The following is a 15,675-nucleotide window of genomic DNA, read 5'->3' on the forward strand; positions in this document are numbered from 1 at the left end:
GTTGGCCGACTGACGGCGGCCGGCGACCCTGGGCCGCTGACCATCGCCGAGGATAGGTGCTGGTACCCGCGGCCATTATCAGGCGCACCGTCCCTCGGGGACCGAATAGATGTAAAGGGGGAGCTCAGGATGATGGTGCGACGTCGATGAGCACCTTCCCGATGGTGCCCCGCTCCACGGCGTCATGTGCCGCGGCGGTTTCTTCGAGCGGGAAGCGGGTCAGGGGCAGGCCGTGTTCTTCCCCGACGGGCAGCGCGCCGTCCTTCAGCGCGTCGGAGACGGCGGCGACGGCTCGCTGTTTTTGTTCGTCCGTGACCGTGTAGGTGAGGATGAACTGGTACCGGACGTTCTTCGTCATGCTTTCCCGGATGGGAACGGTCACTGATTCACCGGGATTCGCCGCGTAGATGGCTATGGTTCCGCTGGGTTTGAGGACCTGCACGTCCGTCTCGATGTTGGCTGGGGCGTTGACATCGACGATGGTGTCGACACCGCCGCCGGCTGCCTGGCGGACGGCGGTGATGACGTCGTCGGTGCGGTAGTTGACGACTGTGTGGGCTCCGGCGCGGCGGGCGAGTTCAGCTTTCCGGTCTCCGCTGACTGTGGCGATGACAGTTGCTCCGGCCCAGTTTGCGAGCTGAATGGCGGCATGTCCCACTGCGCCTGCGCCGCCGGTGATCAGTATCGTTCGTCCCGTCAGGGCTCCGGGGGAGAGCCTGGCAGGGCCGTCCTCATTCGAGGTCAGCGCCCGGTGCGCTGTTAGGGCGGGGATGCCGATGGACGCGCCGGTGTCGAAGGATTCAGTATGCGGAAGCGGGACTGCTTTGGCCGCCGGTATGACCGCGTACTCCTGGGCGGTGCCCTCAGTGCTGCCCCAGGCGACGTCCCAGAGCCAGACGCGGTCGCCGATGCTGAGTCCTGTCACTCCGGGGCCGATCGCGTCGATCACGCCGGCGCCGTCCTGGTTAGGGACCTTCGGTGCCTCCAGCGGGGTGCTTCCTCCTCCGCCTGCGCGGGACTTCCAGTCGGTGGGGTTCACCCCGGAGACAACCACGCGCACCCGGACCTCATGGGCGCGGGGATCAGCCAGCGGCTTGTCCTGTAGCTTCAGCACCGGCGACGAACCTGTCTCTTCGTACACAATCGCTTTCACGTCTTCTCCAATGAGTGGGTTTACCGTGGCCGACTTACAGCACCAACCTACCGAAGGAGGGCGCACAATTCCTGTGCAGATGGGCCGCTTCAGTCCTCGTACGGTGGAAGGGAATTTCAGGCTTCTTCGCGCCGATGACTGCTCCGATCAGGGTGCCCTTCGCTGACAGTGCGAAGGACCGGGCGAATGCCTGCAGGAAGGTCACTTATTGACTTCCAGCTTGGCGTCCCATTTGTCGAGCTCTGCATTCTCCCAAGAGCCGTAGGTGGGATTAGGCAGGATGAACCAGTCGTCGCCGAAGTGCTTGGCGTCTTGTTCGACGAGCTTCCGCTGCTGGTCCAGATGGGCGTTGGCGTAGTCCCCGGCGAAGTCATGCAGGGTGTCGCCCAGTTGCATGATGACCGTGTGTTCCTCCTCGATTTTGGTGCGCCGCTCCTCCTTCGACGGGCCCAGCAGCATTACCTGTTCCTTCGATACTTGGGGGAAGTCCAGGCCCTTCAGCGACGCAATGGTGGCATCGAGGTTCTCCTCGGTTCGGTCTGAGATGTAGTAGATCGAGACGCCCAGCTCATCGGCTTTCTGGAAGAACTCGGCGGCGCCCGGGATCGCGGACGGTGACCCCTCGAGCTCCCAGTGGCCCCAGGTATCCCAAGCACTGTAGTCGTGGCAGGCCGTCATGTCGCGGGCCAACAGCTCAGTGTTGTCGATCGCGGTCTCGTCCAGATCGGTGATGATCGCGAGGTTCCCTGACTTGGTTTGCTTGACCTTCTCCTCGAGGCGCTCACCCGCGATCCGATAGGTCTGGGACTGCACTGCCTGTGCCTCAGCGCTTTGCTGTTGCCAGCGCAGACCCATCGCGTGCTCCTGTACAGCACAGTTCACGGAATTAGGGCTCTTCTCCGCACCCTTACCGCCCTGGTCGGCAGCGGCGCAGCCGGCCAGGGCCAGCAGGGACACAATGGCGATACTCGCGCGGGCAATGCTCATGGATCTCTTCAAGGTGAACCTCCTTGTTCAGCAAGATGGACTTGATCGGTCAAAAACATCCAGTGACGTTTCCGGCGCTTCCCAACTGGGCATGGTTACGTGCTGTCCGTGCCTGAGGGCGGTGCGCCTGCCGGCGAATCTGCAATTTCAAACCGGTCCGCCCGCGCCCGAAAACCCGGCTGCCGACGGGTTGCTTCTTTGCTCACCTGCTTGTCATGCACTGTGATCAGACTCATAAGGAGGACAGTAGCGGAGGTTGAACAAGCGTTCAATACCCGGCGCTGACTATCAAGATGCCCGGTAGACCGCGCGTCGGCACCCAGCCCGCGGACAAAGTCGGCGCTGGCGGCGCTGGCAGAGGTTGCGGCTGGATTGTGCTTGTTCCCCTTCAGCCACGCATTGCGTTTTTGCTTTACGCCCTGACTGAGTCACCTTTGATGGCTAGACCCCGCCCAAACGTTGCCCTATCGTTGGGGCATCAACGGTCGTTGGCCGGGTGAAGCTCCACTGCGGAGGTGCATCATGGGTATCATTTCTTCCGGTTTCCGGGGGCGGCGGTCCGAGAATCCTGCACTGCCACCCGGGCAGCATGAAACGCGGGACTTTCCCGTCCTCACGGCCGGGCCTGCTCCGCTTATACCCATCGACGAATGGGAGTTTTTCATCACCACGGAGACTGGCCAGCGGCTCTCCTGGTCCTGGAATGAATTCCTGGCCTTGCCGCAGGAGGAAATCACGAAAGACATTCACTGCGTAACCAGCTGGTCAAAACTGGGAACAGTGTGGCGTGGAGTTTCGTTGGACACGTTCTTTGAAAACATGGAAACCACTTGCGACTTCGCCACCGCGCATTCCTTTGGTGGCTACACAACCAACGTTCCGCTTTGGGACCTCCTGGGCGGCAAGGCATGGGTGGCCTGGGAATTCGATGGCGAACCTCTCGAACGGGCCCACGGCGGTCCGGCACGGCTTTTGGTGCCGCATTTGTATTTCTGGAAAAGTGCCAAATGGATTCACGGCTTGGAACTGACGGCGGAAGACGTTCCAGGTTTCTGGGAATCCAATGGTTATCATCTTCACGGCAATCCATGGCGCGAGGAGCGGTACTCGTGAGGCCCCTGCCGTGAGCTCCGTATGGCGTGTGGCTGAAGTGGTGAGCGGCGTCCCGGAAAACGCAACAGCCAGGACCATTCGGCTGCGCGTGGATGGGTTAATGGGACATCTGGCCGGCCAGCACGTTGACATCCGCCTCACCGCAGACGACGGGTACACCGCGATCCGCTCTTACTCGGTGGCATCCGCAAGTACGGATGAGCATCTGGAAATCACGGTTGATGAGCTGCCCGACGGCGAAGTGTCGCCTTACCTTGTCCGGGACCTGGCCGTCGGGGACCGGTTGGAAATCCGGGGGCCGGTGGGCGGCTGGTTTGTGTGGCGGCCGAGCAATGTGAACAGGGTGCAGTTGATCGGGGGAGGGTCAGGTGTGGTGCCGCTGATGTCAATGGTCCGCACGCATCAGGCTTCCAATAACCCGTCCCCTTTCAGGCTGCTCCATTCCCTCAAGTCCCCCGACGCTTCGCTGTACCGCGACGAGCTGCGTCGATTGGACCAGGAATCAGCCAAGCTGATGGTGGACTACGTCTATACGCGTTCGACGCCGGAGGGCTGGCCGGCCGCTCCGGCGCGCCTTACGTCCGAGACCCTTTTGGGCAAGATCTTCCCAGCTGAGGAGAACCCGGATGTTTTTGTTTGCGGCCAAACAGTTTTTGTGGAGACCGTTGCGGACTGGCTTGTAATGGCCGGCTATTCGGCGGCTTCGATAAAGACCGAACGGTTTGGCGGGACGGGAGGTACCCGGTGAACGGCACCGACGACTTCGCTGTCCCCGACGCCGAAGATCAGGACATTGCAGCATCACCTCATGACCCTATTCCGTATGTGGACGGGAACGCCACGGCCGGCGCACTGTCGGAAGTGTTCCGCATCGACATCATCGCCGCGCTCGGACGCTGCAGGCATTGCGGCTCAGTCAGGGCTGTTGGCGAGGCCATGGTGTTCACCGATGCGCCCGGCATCGTGGTGCGTTGCCGCGATTGCCAGGGAGTGCTGCTGAGGTTGGTGGAAACACCAACGCGATATTGGTTGGATTTGAGCGGGCTGAGCTACCTGGAGATCACCCGCGAGGAGTAGGCCTCTCGGGACTGGGGCTTCGACTGCCTCAGGAGGGCCATATGTTAGGGGTCGCGGTGCTGCTCTGCTTCGTTCACGAGTTCGCTGAGCCATGGCCGGTGGCCCTTGTGGAAGACCATCCCCTCCGGCAGACCCTGCACAGTGGGGACGGAATTGGCGACGTCGATTGTGATCCGGCCGCCCGCCATGGGGGCATTGGTAATATGCAGGTCGCCGTACGAGGCCGGGAGAACGGGATCCATCCAGAAGCCGCCGCGGGAGACATGCGTGTCATACCGCATCAATGTGGTCACGAGCTGGATCGGCGTTGTAGCTGCCCAGGCTTGTGGTGAGCACGCCGTCGGGTAGGGGACCGGCTCGGTGAACTGGTCCCGGCTGAAGCCGCAGAACAGCTCCGGGAGCCGGCCGTCGGAATATTCGGCGGCCTCCAAGAGCCCGGTGGAAATGCGCTGCGCCTCAGCCACGAACCCGTAACGCATCAGGCCGGCCGCAACCACGGCGTTGTCGTGGGGCCAGACCGAGCCGTTGTGATAGCTCGCGGGGTTGTAGGCACCCATGTCGCTGGCCAAGGTCCTGACTCCCCAGCCGCTGAACATTTCCGGCGACATCAGGTGTTCAGCCACCTGGGGTGCCTTGTCCTCATCCACCAGGCCCACCCACAGACAGTGACCCATGTTGGACGTGCAGGCGTCGACCTGCCGCTTCTTGCCGTCCAGGGCGATGGCGTAATACCCGCCCTCCGGAATCCAGAACTGCTCGTTGAACCGCTTCTTCAGCTGCTTAGCGCGGTCGGCGCATTCATCGCCCAAAGCCGCGTCGCCGGCGTCGTACGCGATCCAGGCGCGGGCCATATAGGCGTCGTAGACGTACGCCTGCACTTCGCAGAGCGCGATCGGAGGCTCTGCCAGGCGGCCGTTGGCAAAGTTAACGCCGTCCCACGAGTCCTTCCAGCCCTGATTAATCAGACCCCGGGGATTGAGGCGCTCATACTCGACGAACCCGTCACCATCCCGATCGCCGTAGTCGCGGATCCAGTCCAGTGCGCGGTCCGCGTGAGGCAGCAACGCCGCGATGGTCTCCTTGCCGAATCCCCAGCGGCTCACCGATCCAAGCACCGTCACAAACAGCGGGGTGGCGTCGATGCTGCCGTAGTAGACGGACTTGCCGCCGAGCGAAAGCCCACTGGAGACGTCCAGCCTGACCTCATGCAGGATCTTGCCAGGTTCCTCCTCGCTCATCCGGTCCACCACCCTGCCCTGGCGGTCGGCCAGCGTTTGCAGCGTGCCCAGTGCCAAGGAAGGGTCCACCGGCATTGCCATCTCCGACGCCCACAGCGAGTCACGGCCGAAGAGTGTCATGAACCACGGGGCACCCGCGGCCACCACAATCCGCTCCGGGTGGTTGGGGTCCTCGATGCGGAGTGCGCCCAGATCGTCGTAACTGCGCCGCAGGGTCCGTTCGATGGAGCGGTTGGCCATATGTAGCTTGGGGATCTTGGCCACCCACTCCTGCCGGCGGCGGTCGCGGGGGGACAGTTCCGCGCCGTCAGTATGGATGAACGACGGCGGGGGAGGACCCGCTGCCTCGGCGCTGGGAACCGCGGTCAGCACTGTACTCCACTGGCTGTGCGGGGCGAGGGAAACCGTGTATGTCAGGGTCTCCTGGCCGACGTCGGCTCCGGGGGCCTGGACCAGAAGTCCCTTTCGGACATCCTGCCAGCTAGCCCGAATGGTCAACGTATCGCCGTCCACTTCCCGGGTTTCTGCCCAGCGCGCCTGGATCCGCGCCTCCTTGACCTCGAAAAGATCCGCGAAATCTGCCTCGGCTGTAACGGAAATGGTGCATTCGGCCGGATCCGGGGAGTAGTTGCGAATGGTGACCTGCTCTTGGATGCCTGCCCCCACTTCGCGCAGCCGCTCCACAATCAGCGGGCTGTCTGCATACCCGTCGGAACGGATGACACGGCCGGCAAACAGCGCGCGGTACGGTTCCTTCGTCTCTGCGGCCAGCGGTTCCAGCGACTGGCCATTCACGGTCAGGGTCCAACGGGACAGGATGCGCGTGTCCTGGAAGAAGACCCCGTGCGGATACTCTGGATGGATGTCCCCGTTCGGCAGGGAGATGCAGAAGGACGAGCCTTCCACGAGGGTGATCGTCCCTGCCCCTACAGGTCCGGCAGCAGTGTCAGCGTTCCATCCAGCCATCTTGGCCCCTTCAAGAAACCGACGCCACAGCACCTGGAGCTCATATTGCTGGAGGCCGCCGTCGCCAGTCTTTCACCGAAGATACTCTTGCTTTTCCCCCGGGGCCAGAGCCGCTGAAATGCAAGTTCCGGATAGGGCGCTCGGGGTGGGGTGGCATGCAGGGCGTCGGCATATAGGCCCGTCCACAGGGCCTCGGGTGCCTCCGGGAGCCTGGTGATGCCGAGCTCCGCCTGCTCGAGTGTTTGCGATGCAAAGCACGCCGCAGGCGTTGTCGAACTGTCCGCTACTGGAAAAGGCGCGTCCCCGGAATGAACGCCACACCGTTCCGGATGGCCAGATCAAAGGGGTTTTGCGCCGGCGCTCCAGAAACATTGCTGTCCGGGCAATGCTTCCACCATCATGCCGGCGACGTCGATGGCGCCTCGAGGATATCCGCACCATAGGCCATGAGCGTGGCGCCCCGTTCGTGCACGTGGGGCCGCGACGATCACCGGGTCTCCCGGGGCAATAAACAGCTTGCCCACAGCGTCCAGGCCCTGCATTACTCCGCTGGTGATGATCAGCCGTTCCGGGCATGTGGGCTCCGGCATCGTTTCCATGTAGGCAAGGAGTTCGTCGCGGAGCGCGACTTTCGCGCGCTCAGGCCGCGGAATTCACGGCTCACCGCGGCGCTGCGCCAAGAGCTGCAGTTCCCGGGCAACAGCTTCGATCGCATTGGCTCGCATCGCCAGCCTTCTCTTCTTCAGGCCATTTGGTCCGAGGCGTTGGGACGCGGAGGAATGTCGGGAAGATTCGAGGGGACGGTAGGAGTGTACGGCTGGTCCGTCGGACAGAGAATCCGAAAGTGGGTCGTGGAAGACCATCGCCGTGGGCGAGGACGCGCCGGCCGGCAGCGGCAAGGGGCTGTTCCCGATCTCGGCTGTTGGAATACCGGGGGTCTGTTCGGTCATTGGAACGAGTCCAGTTGTACGCTAACGGCCAGGACGACGGCACCCACGGCAAGGATCCCGGCGGAGATCTGCAGCAGGAGGCGGACTTCGAACTTTGTCCGGCTTCCTCGCCGCGCGGACCACGCGGGTGGCGAGACTGCGCTTGAGCTGGTTAGAAACCCTGCTGTGATGAGCAAGATCAGGCTGAGCATTGCACCGCCCCCAATCCCGACACTCCGCACCGACGTTTACCCACGGTCTGCCTAGTCGGAGTAGACATCGCCGGATATCAAGAGGTCGTAGTCATCCTCGACATGGAACAGGCGACGGTCTCCGATCTGGTCCGTCACCCAGATCACCCGACCATCCTCCGTCCGCTCATCAACGGAACCCCTGTAGCATTCGATGCCCTGCCGGCAAAGAGCGATGACGTCCCCGCGCTGCAGGGACGTCCACATGGATACACGACGGCTCTGTCGCATTTTGTGTGCCTTTCTGTGAATTGCGTCGGCGGCCGGGGACTTTGCCCTCAGCGGCCCGGGCCCGGGGAGGATGCAACGTCGGCCAGGGGGCCACCTGTGGAGAATTTCCACTTCCACCCTATCGTCGATTGTTGACAATTGCTAGGATGAATTCCGTGCCTTCCAACGAGGGCAGGCACCTACGTACAGGGCACAGCCCAAGAAGGAGCGAGTATGGTCAAGGCCACCGTCATGAGCGATGCGACAACCGCGGACCCAGGGGAGCACAAGTCCAAGGAGACCTCAATTACAGAAGGGCAGACCGAGGTGTCGTTGCGTCTTTGGGCCAGGGACGACTTCAGGACGGGCATTTGGGAGGTGACTCCGGGAACGTTCAAGAGCACCCGGCCCGGCTACGACGAGATCTGCCAGATTCTGAGCGGGAGGGGCACCATCACCGAACCGGATGGCACGAGTTTCGAAATCGGCCCGGGTTCACTGTTCGTGACTCCCGCTGGCTGGGAGGGCAGCTGGACCATCCACGAGACGCTGCGCAAGATGTGGGTGGTTAAGGACCTTCCGGCCACGGCCGAGTAATCCGCAGACGGCAAGGGCTCCGGGCGGCAGCGGCCGCCCGGAGCCCTTGCCCGGACCACGTGGCCGGGTTGCTGGGCACGGGCGCCGGCTACCTGGTGCCGGTGAGATCCTCGACGGCCTTTTGCATGTGCCGCTTGATGGCGTTCTGGAGACCCCTCTTGTCCCGTGCTTTCAGGAGATCCAGAATGTTCTGGTGCTCCTGCACGAGAGCATCCACCCGCGGATAGGCGACTTCCAGGCTGAGAATGCACATCCGGGATTCGGCGGCCAGTGTCTCGTAGACGCGGATCAGGCGGGAATTTCCAGTCCCTGCAACGAAGGAGGTGTGAAACTGCATGTCCAGCCTTGCGATAGCCTGCCAGTCGGACACAGCAACCTGCTTTGCCATGTCATTGATGATTCCCTGCAGCACGTCGCAGGTGTCGGTCACCTGTTCCTCCCTGCCGTCCAGCAGTGTGTTGGCAGCGGCCGATTCCACGGCCTCGCGGACGGCGTAGATCTCCTTGATGTCCTCGGTTGTGAGCTCCAGGACGAACACTCCGCGGTTGCGGTGGTTGACCAGGATCCCTTCCTGGCACAGGCGCTGTAATGCTTCCCGTAGAGGTCCCCTGGACGTTCGCAGGCGGCTGGCCATGGCAGATTCATTGATCTGCTCTCCCGGACGGAAGATCCCCTGAACGATTTGTTCCCGCAGCTGATCGGCAATCAGCTGGGCCGTGGGCCTTCCTTCCAGGACGAATAGTCCTTCAGTTGCCGCCATGTCATTCCTCATCTCATTCTTCGGCACATTACCTGTACCAAACGGTGCAGGACGCGCGTTCATTCATCGCTAGAGCACCTTTTCCAGAAAGGATTGGGTGCGGCGTTCCTTCGGGTTTCGGAGAGTTTCCCTGGCGTCGCCGCGCTCGATGATGCGGCCTTCGGCCATGAAGATCAGGGAGTCTGCGACTTCGCGGGCGAAGCCCATTTCATGGGTAACCACCACCATGGTCATGCCTTTGCTGGCCAGCTCCTTCATGACGGCGAGGACCTCACCGACCTTTTCAGGATCCAGGGCGGAGGTGGGCTCGTCGAAGAGCATGATCTGCGGGTCCATCGCCAGGGACCGGGCGATGGCGACGCGCTGCTGCTGCCCGCCGGACAGCTGGGCCGGATAGTGGTCGCCGAAAGCAGAGAGGCCGACGCTGGCGAGCAGCTCGCCGGCCCGCGTGGCGGCCTGCTTCTTGTCGCCGCCCTTGACCAGCACGGGGCCGGCCATGACGTTTTCCTGGGCGGTCATGTTGGGGAAGAGGTTGAACTGCTGGAAGACCATGCCAATTCTGGTGCGCTGGCGCGCGAGTTCCTTCGGGGGCAGGGCGCGGTAGGCGGTATCGGTTTCGTAATACCCCAGGTGTTCGCCGTTGACCTTCAGGACACCGGCGTCCACGGCCTCCAGGCCGTTGATGCACCGCAACAGGGTGGACTTGCCGGAGCCGCTGGGGCCAATAATGCAGCAGACTTCACCGCTGGCGATGTCCAGGTCGATACCCTGCAGGACTGTCTTGGGTCCGAAGGACTTTCGGATTCCACGGGCATGAATGGTGCCGTCGGCACTCATCGGGCAATTCCCTCCGGTTCTGTCCGGGACGCTCTTCTTGCCCTTCTCGGCAGCGCGGAGGTTGCACGGGAGTACCTTTGCTCAAGTTTGGCTTGCGGGTAGCTCAGGAGAAGGGTCATCACCAGGTACCAGAGGCTGGCGACGATCAGCAATGGAATGGTCTCGTAAGTGCGGGCATAGATCAGCTGAGCGCTCTGGAGCAGCTCCGCGACACCGAGGACGCTGACCAGGGAGGTTTCCTTGAACATGCCGATAACCTGGTTGCCGGTCGCCGGGATGATCGAGGGCATGGCCTGGGGGATGATCACCTTACGCATCTTCATGACGGCGCTCATGCCCAGGGAGTCGGCGGCCTCGATCTGCCCCTTGCCCACTGCGGAGAAGCCGCCGCGGATGATTTCCGCCATGTAGGCGGCTTCATTGAGCGTGAGGCCCACCAGGGCCGCGGTGATGGGTGCCATCAGGGCATTGACGTCGACGGCGGTGCTGAAGTCCGTGAAGGGTATTCCGATGGTCAGGTTCGGGTACAGGGCGGCGATGTTGAACCAGAAAATCAGTTGCACCAGGACCGGGGTGCCCCGGAACAGGGTGATGTAAACGCCTGCGGTGGCGGCGACCGGCTTAATGCTGGAGGACCGCATGATGGCTAGCACCAGGCCAAGCACGGTGCCAAGCGCCATACTTGCCAGGGTCAGGAAAATGGTCAGCATCAGGCCGCGGATGATCGTCTCATGCGTGAAGTATCTTGCGACCACGTGCCATTTGAAGTTGGGATTGGTTAAAACCGAGATCAGAATGCCCAGACCAAGCAGGATGCAGACCACCCACGCGAGGTACTCAAAGACGCTTCTGCGCCGCAGCCTGGGCTTCAGGGCCGGGTTTATCGCCCCCACAGCTGGCCGCCTTCCAGGACTAATGAATTTCAGCACGGCGGGCCTTCAGTTAAGCTTCGCTTCGGTGATGGCGCCTGATTCCAGGCCCCAGTTGGCGAGTGATTTCTTGTATTCGGGGCTGTCCAGGACGGACTGTGTGGCCTTCTGCAGTGCTGGAGTCAGCGGTGACCCTTTCTTCAGGCCAATGGCAACGACGTGATCGGAGCGGGTATCCACCTGTGGAGACAGAATCGTGAAAGTGTCCGGCTGTTGCTTTTGCGCCCATACCAGCGAAGCGGTGTCGTAGAAGACTCCGTCGATGCGCTTGGACGCCAACTGCGTCAGAGCCTCCTGGACGTTGGGGAGCGTAACAGCGTTGATGGCAGGCTTGCCCTTGGCGGCGCAGGTCCACTCGGAGACGTTCGGGAGGTGGATCAGCTGGCCGGTGGAGCCTTTCGTGACGGCAATGTCCCTTCCGCACATATCGTCGTTGCTGATCATCAGCGGGTTGCCGGCGCTCACGGCGACAGAAAGGCCACCGTTGAAGTAGTCGATCATGTCCAGGACCTTCAGCCGTTCAGGCGTTGGCGCCATGGTGGTGACCGTGAAGTCGTAGCGGCCGCCGTCGATGCCCGGAATGATGGTGTCAAAGGCGGTGTTCTCGAACTTCAGCTTCAGCCCGAGCTTCTTGGCCACGAGGCGGGCGATGTCCGGGTTGAGCCCGATGGGCGTCGTATTGTCATCGGCGAGGAACGTGGTGGGCGGGTAGTGCAGGTCCATGGCCACCGTCAGTTCGCCTTTGTCCCTGTAGGACTGCGGCAAAAGCTTCACTGCGGCGGCGTCAGGTTGCACTCCCTCGGAAATGTCGGCAGTGTTCGCGGTCCTGGAGCCCCCGCTTTCCGAATCACTGTTGGCACCCGGGGCACAAGCGGTCACTGCCAACACCAGCGCCAATGCTGCAATTACGCCCTGGACCTTGGTTCTGATCCTCATCGCTGCTTTCCTGTCACGACGCCGGTTCCGGGCTCTTGTCCCACCTGTTTCCCGCCGTCTCCTATCTACTAATGCAACCACCGAGATCGCAGATTATCGACAATTTCTGCGAGATTTCTCGGGTTACTTTCTCCCTCGCCGGCGCGCAAAAACGCAGAGGGGGCCCGGTCCACTGGGCCGGGCCACCTCTGCGCTACGCCGAATGACTCTCTAAGCGGTGATGCCGGTGTCTTGCCTGGTTGAGGTAAGGTCCTCCACACCCTTTTGCATGTGCCGTTTGATGGCGTGCTGGAGTCCCTTTCGGTCTCCTGTTTCCAGCAGGTCCAGGATGTTCTGGTGCTCCTGCACCAGAATGTCCACCCGCGGGTAGGAGACTTCGAGGTTGAGAATGCACATCCTTGATTCCGCCGCCAGGGTCTTGTAAATCCTGATCAGGCGTGTGTTGCCAGCACCGGCAACGAGGGCGGTGTGGAACTCCATGTCCAGCCGGGCGATGGCCTGCCAGTCCGAGACCGCGACCTGCTTTGCCATATCCCTGAGGATTCCCCTCAGCGCATCGCAGGTGTCACTGATTTCCTGCTGTCCGGCGTCGAGCAGTGTATTCGCAGCGGCCAATTCCACGGACTCACGGACGGCGTAGATTTCCTTGACGTCCGCCGTCGAAAGCTCAAGGACGAACACTCCGCGGTTGCGGTGGCTGACCAGGATGCCCTCCTGGCACAGGCGCTGCAGCGCCTCCCGGAGAGGTCCCCGGGAGGTTTGCAGCTGGCTGGCCAGGAGGGATTCGTTGATCTGCTGTCCGGGACGGAAGGTTCCTTGGACGATCTGTTCCCGCAGCTGATCTGCGATCAGCTGCGCCGTGGGCCTTCCCTCCAGGACAAACAGTCCTTCTGGTGCCGCCATTGACATCCCCCTCATTTCATTCTTCGACTTGCTGGCTCTCTAGAGCGCTATTGCGGTGTACTTGGTCTCCAGGAATTCTTCGATGCCGACCTTGCCGCCTTCGCGTCCCAGCCCGGACTGCTTGACGCCTCCGAACGGTGCTGCAGGGTTGGAGACCAGGCCGGTGTTCAGCCCGACCATGCCTACTTCCAGCTCCTGGGAGAAGCGCAGGGCCTTGTCCATGTTCTCAGTAAAGACGTAGCCCACCAGACCCCACTCGGTGTCGTTGGCGAGGCGGACGACTTCATCCTCGCTGTCGAAGGCGGTAATGGCGGCGACCGGACCGAAGATCTCGGTGCTCATCAATTCTGCATCGGCGGTCACGTCCGTCAGGACGGTGGGGGTGTAGAAGTATCCGGCGCCTTCCGGCCGCGTTCCGCCGGTGAGGATACGCGCACCTTTCGTGACCGCGTCGTTGACGAGGCTTTCGACCTTGTCAAGGCCTTTCTGCTCGATCAGGGGTCCGACGTCGGTTCCGTCCAAGGCGCCGTTGCCGACCTTCAGCTCGGAGATCCGCTTGGCGAACTTCTCACCGAACTCCTCGACGACGGATCGGTGCACGAAAAAACGGTTGGCCGCGGTGCAGGCCTCGCCCATGTTCCGCATCTTGGCCTTCAGGGCGCCGTCGACGGCCTTTTCGATGTCCGCGTCGGCCAGGACGATGAACGGGGCGTTGCCGCCCAGCTCCATCGAGGAACGCATGACATTGTCCGCCGCCTGGCGCAGCAGGATCTTGCCGACCTCAGTGGAGCCGGTGAAGCTGACCTTGCGTGCAATGCCGCTGCTCATCCAGGTCCCCACAACGCTGGAGGCAGAGGAGGTGGTGACGACGTTCAGCACACCTTCAGGCAGGCCTGCCTGCTTGAAGATGTCCACCAAGGCAAGGGAGGTCAGCGGGGTCAGTTCGGCGGGCTTGAAGACCATGGTGCAGCCGGCGGCGACGGCGGGGGCGATCTTGCGGGTGCCCATGGCCAGCGGGAAGTTCCACGGGGTGACCAGCACGCAGGGGCCGACGGGCTCCTTGGTGATCATGATCCGGGTGTTCCCGTCATTGGACGTGGCGCTGTCTCCGCCGATGCGGACGGCTTCTTCGGAGAACCAGCGGAGCATTTCGGCGCCGTAGGCCACTTCGCCCTTGGCCTCGGCCAGGGGCTTGCCCATCTCGGCGGTCATGATCGCGGCCAGCCGATCGGTGTTGGCGATGACCAGGTCAAAGGCCCGGCGCAGGATGTCGGCCCGTGCACGGGGGGTGGACTTGCCCCACTCTGCCTGCGCCCGTCCGGCGGCCTCGATGGCCCGGGCTGCATCTTCGGGCCCGCCGTCGGCGACCTGGGCAATGACCTCATGGGTTGCCGGATTTTCCACCGGGAACGTTGCGCCGCTGGCGGACTTCTGCCAGGCACCATCGATGAACAGGTCCCTGTGAAGACCGGAGGGGTCGAATGATGTGCTCATATCACGCTTTCAAGAATCGAAGGAAGGACTAGGAGGTGGCTGTTTTCAGTGCCTGGGTGAACCTGGTGAGGCCGCTCTGGATTTCGTCGCTGCTGACGTTGAGGGGCGGGATGATGCGGATGACGTTGCCGTAGGGGCCGCAGGTGAGGAGGAGGAGTTCTTCCTTGATGGCTGCCTGCTGGACAGCCAGCGCAGTGGCGGCGTCCGGTGCCCCGTCCGCGGCGGTGAATTCGACGGACTGCATCAGTCCCCGGCCCCGGACGTCCCCGATGGCCGTGAACTCGGGTGCGAGGCTTTCGAGCCCGGAGCGCAGCTCGTCGCCGCGGACCAGGGCGTTGGTCACCAGGTTCTCGCGTTCGATGACACCCAGGGTTGCGACTCCGGCCGCGGCCGCGACAGCGTTTCCGCCGTAGGTGCCTCCCTGGGATCCGGGCCAGGCCTTGCCCATCAGCTCCGCCGAGGCTGCGACCGCGGAGATGGGGAATCCGCTGGCAAGGCCCTTGGCGGTGATGATTACGTCCGGCCGGATGCCCGCCCAGTCGTGTCCCCAGAACTTACCGGTGCGGCCCACCCCTGCCTGGACCTCGTCGAGGATGAGGACGATCCCGTGCCGGTCGGCCCTTTCCCGCAGGCCCTGCAGGAACGCAACAGGCGTCGGGATGTAGCCGCCGTCGCCCAGGACGGGCTCGATGATGAAACCTGCGGTGTCGCTGGGGCTGCTGATGCTGACCAGGAGGTGGTCCAGTTCCTTCAAGGCGAAGGCAACTGCTGTTTCCTCGTCCCAGCCGTACCGGTAGGCGTGTGGGAAGGGGGCGATGTGCACCCCGCCCATCATGGGGGAGAAGCCGGAACGGAATTTGGTGCCGGCGGTGGTGAGCGAGGCAGCTCCCACCGTGCGGCCGTGGAAGCCTCCCTGGAAGGAGATGATGTTCGGCCGGCCGGTGGCCATGCGGGCCAAACGGACGGAGGCTTCCACGGCTTCGGAGCCGGAGGTGGCGTAGAAGACGCTGTCCAGCCCGGAGGGCAGGAATTCTCCCAGCTTTTGCGTGAGCTCGAGCAGGGGCTTGTGCATCACGGTGGTGTACTGGGCATGGACAATCCTGCCCACCTGGTCGCGGGCTGCGGCGACGACGTCGGGGTGGCAGTGCCCTGTGCTGGTGACGCCGATCCCGGTGGTGAAATCGAGGTACTTCTTGCCGTCGGTGGCGTGGATCCAGGAGCCGGCTGCGTGGTCAACGACGACCGGCGTTGCCTGCTTGAGGATGGGACTAAGAGTTGCCATGGCTTCATACTTT

Annotated in this window: 16 protein-coding genes; 4 read left to right on the forward strand and 12 right to left on the reverse strand. The window is 62.8% G+C overall.

The features are described from left to right. Nucleotides 1-124: 124 nt before the first annotated feature. A complete protein-coding gene (locus ACFTSA_RS08620) occupies nucleotides 125-1,153 on the reverse strand; it encodes an NADPH:quinone reductase (RefSeq protein ID WP_377950858.1) in 1,029 nt (342 codons plus the stop codon). A gap of 201 nt (nucleotides 1,154-1,354) precedes the next feature. After that, a complete protein-coding gene (locus ACFTSA_RS08625; RefSeq protein ID WP_377950859.1) occupies nucleotides 1,355-2,140 on the reverse strand; it encodes a 5'-nucleotidase, lipoprotein e(P4) family in 786 nt (261 codons plus the stop codon). A 522-nt stretch (nucleotides 2,141-2,662) separates the two neighbouring features. Here ACFTSA_RS08625 and ACFTSA_RS08630 point away from each other — a divergent pair. From ACFTSA_RS08630 to ACFTSA_RS08640, 3 genes are read left to right on the forward strand one after another with little or no spacing between them, the layout of a single operon-like run. Beyond that, nucleotides 2,663-3,253, forward strand: coding sequence for a sulfite oxidase-like oxidoreductase (locus ACFTSA_RS08630; RefSeq protein WP_377950860.1), 591 nt, complete (start codon nucleotides 2,663-2,665; stop codon nucleotides 3,251-3,253). Nucleotides 3,254-3,263: 10 nt separating this feature from the next. Further along, the gene (locus ACFTSA_RS08635) at nucleotides 3,264-4,001 is read left to right on the forward strand and encodes a ferredoxin reductase (protein ID WP_377950861.1); all 738 of its coding nucleotides are present in this window, start codon (nucleotides 3,264-3,266) and stop codon (nucleotides 3,999-4,001) included. Beyond that, complete coding sequence (locus ACFTSA_RS08640; RefSeq protein ID WP_377950862.1) at nucleotides 3,998-4,330, forward strand: DUF6510 family protein; 333 nt, start codon at nucleotides 3,998-4,000, stop codon at nucleotides 4,328-4,330. Before ACFTSA_RS08635 ends, ACFTSA_RS08640 begins: the two co-directional genes overlap by 4 nt. Before the next feature lie 44 nt (nucleotides 4,331-4,374). Here the strand turns inward: ACFTSA_RS08640 and ACFTSA_RS08645 are convergent, their stop codons facing one another. The 3 genes from ACFTSA_RS08645 to ACFTSA_RS08655 all read right to left on the reverse strand — a co-directional run bounded on the left by ACFTSA_RS08645 (nucleotide 4,375) and on the right by ACFTSA_RS08655 (nucleotide 7,945). Continuing rightward, complete coding sequence (locus tag ACFTSA_RS08645) at nucleotides 4,375-6,534, reverse strand: glycogen debranching N-terminal domain-containing protein (RefSeq protein WP_377950863.1); 2,160 nt, start codon at nucleotides 6,532-6,534, stop codon at nucleotides 4,375-4,377. 653 nt (nucleotides 6,535-7,187) lie between these two features. Further along, nucleotides 7,188-7,484: a hypothetical protein gene (locus tag ACFTSA_RS08650; protein ID WP_377950864.1), complete on the reverse strand. Its 297-nt coding sequence runs from the start codon at nucleotides 7,482-7,484 to the stop codon at nucleotides 7,188-7,190. A gap of 242 nt (nucleotides 7,485-7,726) precedes the next feature. Beyond that, entirely contained in the window at nucleotides 7,727-7,945 is a 219-nt protein-coding gene (locus ACFTSA_RS08655) for a hypothetical protein (protein WP_377950865.1), read from the reverse strand. Between the two features lie 213 nt (nucleotides 7,946-8,158). On the opposite strand from ACFTSA_RS08655, the gene ACFTSA_RS08660 reads away from it, so the two are divergent. Next, a complete protein-coding gene (locus ACFTSA_RS08660; protein WP_377950866.1) occupies nucleotides 8,159-8,521 on the forward strand; it encodes a cupin domain-containing protein in 363 nt (120 codons plus the stop codon). An 88-nt stretch (nucleotides 8,522-8,609) separates the two neighbouring features. On the opposite strand, the gene ACFTSA_RS08665 is transcribed toward ACFTSA_RS08660, so the two are convergent. The 7 genes from ACFTSA_RS08665 to ACFTSA_RS08695 form a co-directional block, all read right to left on the reverse strand. Further along, nucleotides 8,610-9,281 (reverse strand): GntR family transcriptional regulator, encoded by a 672-nt coding sequence (locus ACFTSA_RS08665; RefSeq protein WP_377950867.1) that lies wholly within the window; start codon nucleotides 9,279-9,281, stop codon nucleotides 8,610-8,612. A 69-nt stretch (nucleotides 9,282-9,350) separates the two neighbouring features. Continuing rightward, a complete protein-coding gene (locus ACFTSA_RS08670; RefSeq protein WP_377950868.1) occupies nucleotides 9,351-10,118 on the reverse strand; it encodes an amino acid ABC transporter ATP-binding protein in 768 nt (255 codons plus the stop codon). Further along, a complete protein-coding gene (locus tag ACFTSA_RS08675; protein ID WP_377950869.1) occupies nucleotides 10,115-11,011 on the reverse strand; it encodes an amino acid ABC transporter permease in 897 nt (298 codons plus the stop codon). The genes ACFTSA_RS08670 and ACFTSA_RS08675 overlap by 4 nt, the downstream gene beginning before the upstream one ends. Before the next feature lie 45 nt (nucleotides 11,012-11,056). Then, nucleotides 11,057-11,983, reverse strand: coding sequence for an ABC transporter substrate-binding protein (locus ACFTSA_RS08680; RefSeq protein ID WP_377950870.1), 927 nt, complete (start codon nucleotides 11,981-11,983; stop codon nucleotides 11,057-11,059). 210 nt (nucleotides 11,984-12,193) lie between these two features. After that, entirely contained in the window at nucleotides 12,194-12,886 is a 693-nt protein-coding gene (locus ACFTSA_RS08685) for a GntR family transcriptional regulator (RefSeq protein ID WP_377950871.1), read from the reverse strand. Between the two features lie 39 nt (nucleotides 12,887-12,925). Beyond that, nucleotides 12,926-14,380: an NAD-dependent succinate-semialdehyde dehydrogenase gene (locus ACFTSA_RS08690; protein WP_377950872.1), complete on the reverse strand. Its 1,455-nt coding sequence runs from the start codon at nucleotides 14,378-14,380 to the stop codon at nucleotides 12,926-12,928. Between the two features lie 28 nt (nucleotides 14,381-14,408). After that, nucleotides 14,409-15,662, reverse strand: coding sequence for an aspartate aminotransferase family protein (locus tag ACFTSA_RS08695; protein WP_377950873.1), 1,254 nt, complete (start codon nucleotides 15,660-15,662; stop codon nucleotides 14,409-14,411). Between the last annotated feature and the right edge of the window lie 13 nt (nucleotides 15,663-15,675).

The organism is Arthrobacter sp. NPDC057013 (genome assembly GCF_042674585.1).
Lineage (GTDB): Bacteria > Actinomycetota > Actinomycetes > Actinomycetales > Micrococcaceae > Arthrobacter.

Excerpts from the sequence above, each read along its gene's own strand:
- ACFTSA_RS08665 (WP_377950867.1), bottom strand. The coding sequence starts at position 9,281 with ATGGCGGCAACTGAAGGACTATTCGTCCTGGAAGGAAGGCCCACGGCC.
- ACFTSA_RS08630 (WP_377950860.1), top strand. The coding sequence starts at position 2,663 with ATGGGTATCATTTCTTCCGGTTTCCGGGGGCGGCGGTCCGAGAATCCT.
- ACFTSA_RS08645 (WP_377950863.1), bottom strand. The coding sequence starts at position 6,534 with ATGGCTGGATGGAACGCTGACACTGCTGCCGGACCTGTAGGGGCAGGG.
- ACFTSA_RS08690 (WP_377950872.1), bottom strand. The coding sequence starts at position 14,380 with ATGAGCACATCATTCGACCCCTCCGGTCTTCACAGGGACCTGTTCATC.
- ACFTSA_RS08680 (WP_377950870.1), bottom strand. The coding sequence starts at position 11,983 with ATGAGGATCAGAACCAAGGTCCAGGGCGTAATTGCAGCATTGGCGCTG.
- ACFTSA_RS08655 (WP_377950865.1), bottom strand. The coding sequence starts at position 7,945 with ATGCGACAGAGCCGTCGTGTATCCATGTGGACGTCCCTGCAGCGCGGG.
- ACFTSA_RS08695 (WP_377950873.1), bottom strand. The coding sequence starts at position 15,662 with ATGGCAACTCTTAGTCCCATCCTCAAGCAGGCAACGCCGGTCGTCGTT.
- ACFTSA_RS08660 (WP_377950866.1), top strand. The coding sequence starts at position 8,159 with ATGGTCAAGGCCACCGTCATGAGCGATGCGACAACCGCGGACCCAGGG.
- ACFTSA_RS08625 (WP_377950859.1), bottom strand. The coding sequence starts at position 2,140 with ATGAGCATTGCCCGCGCGAGTATCGCCATTGTGTCCCTGCTGGCCCTG.
- ACFTSA_RS08650 (WP_377950864.1), bottom strand. The coding sequence starts at position 7,484 with ATGACCGAACAGACCCCCGGTATTCCAACAGCCGAGATCGGGAACAGC.
- ACFTSA_RS08670 (WP_377950868.1), bottom strand. The coding sequence starts at position 10,118 with ATGAGTGCCGACGGCACCATTCATGCCCGTGGAATCCGAAAGTCCTTC.
- ACFTSA_RS08685 (WP_377950871.1), bottom strand. The coding sequence starts at position 12,886 with ATGGCGGCACCAGAAGGACTGTTTGTCCTGGAGGGAAGGCCCACGGCG.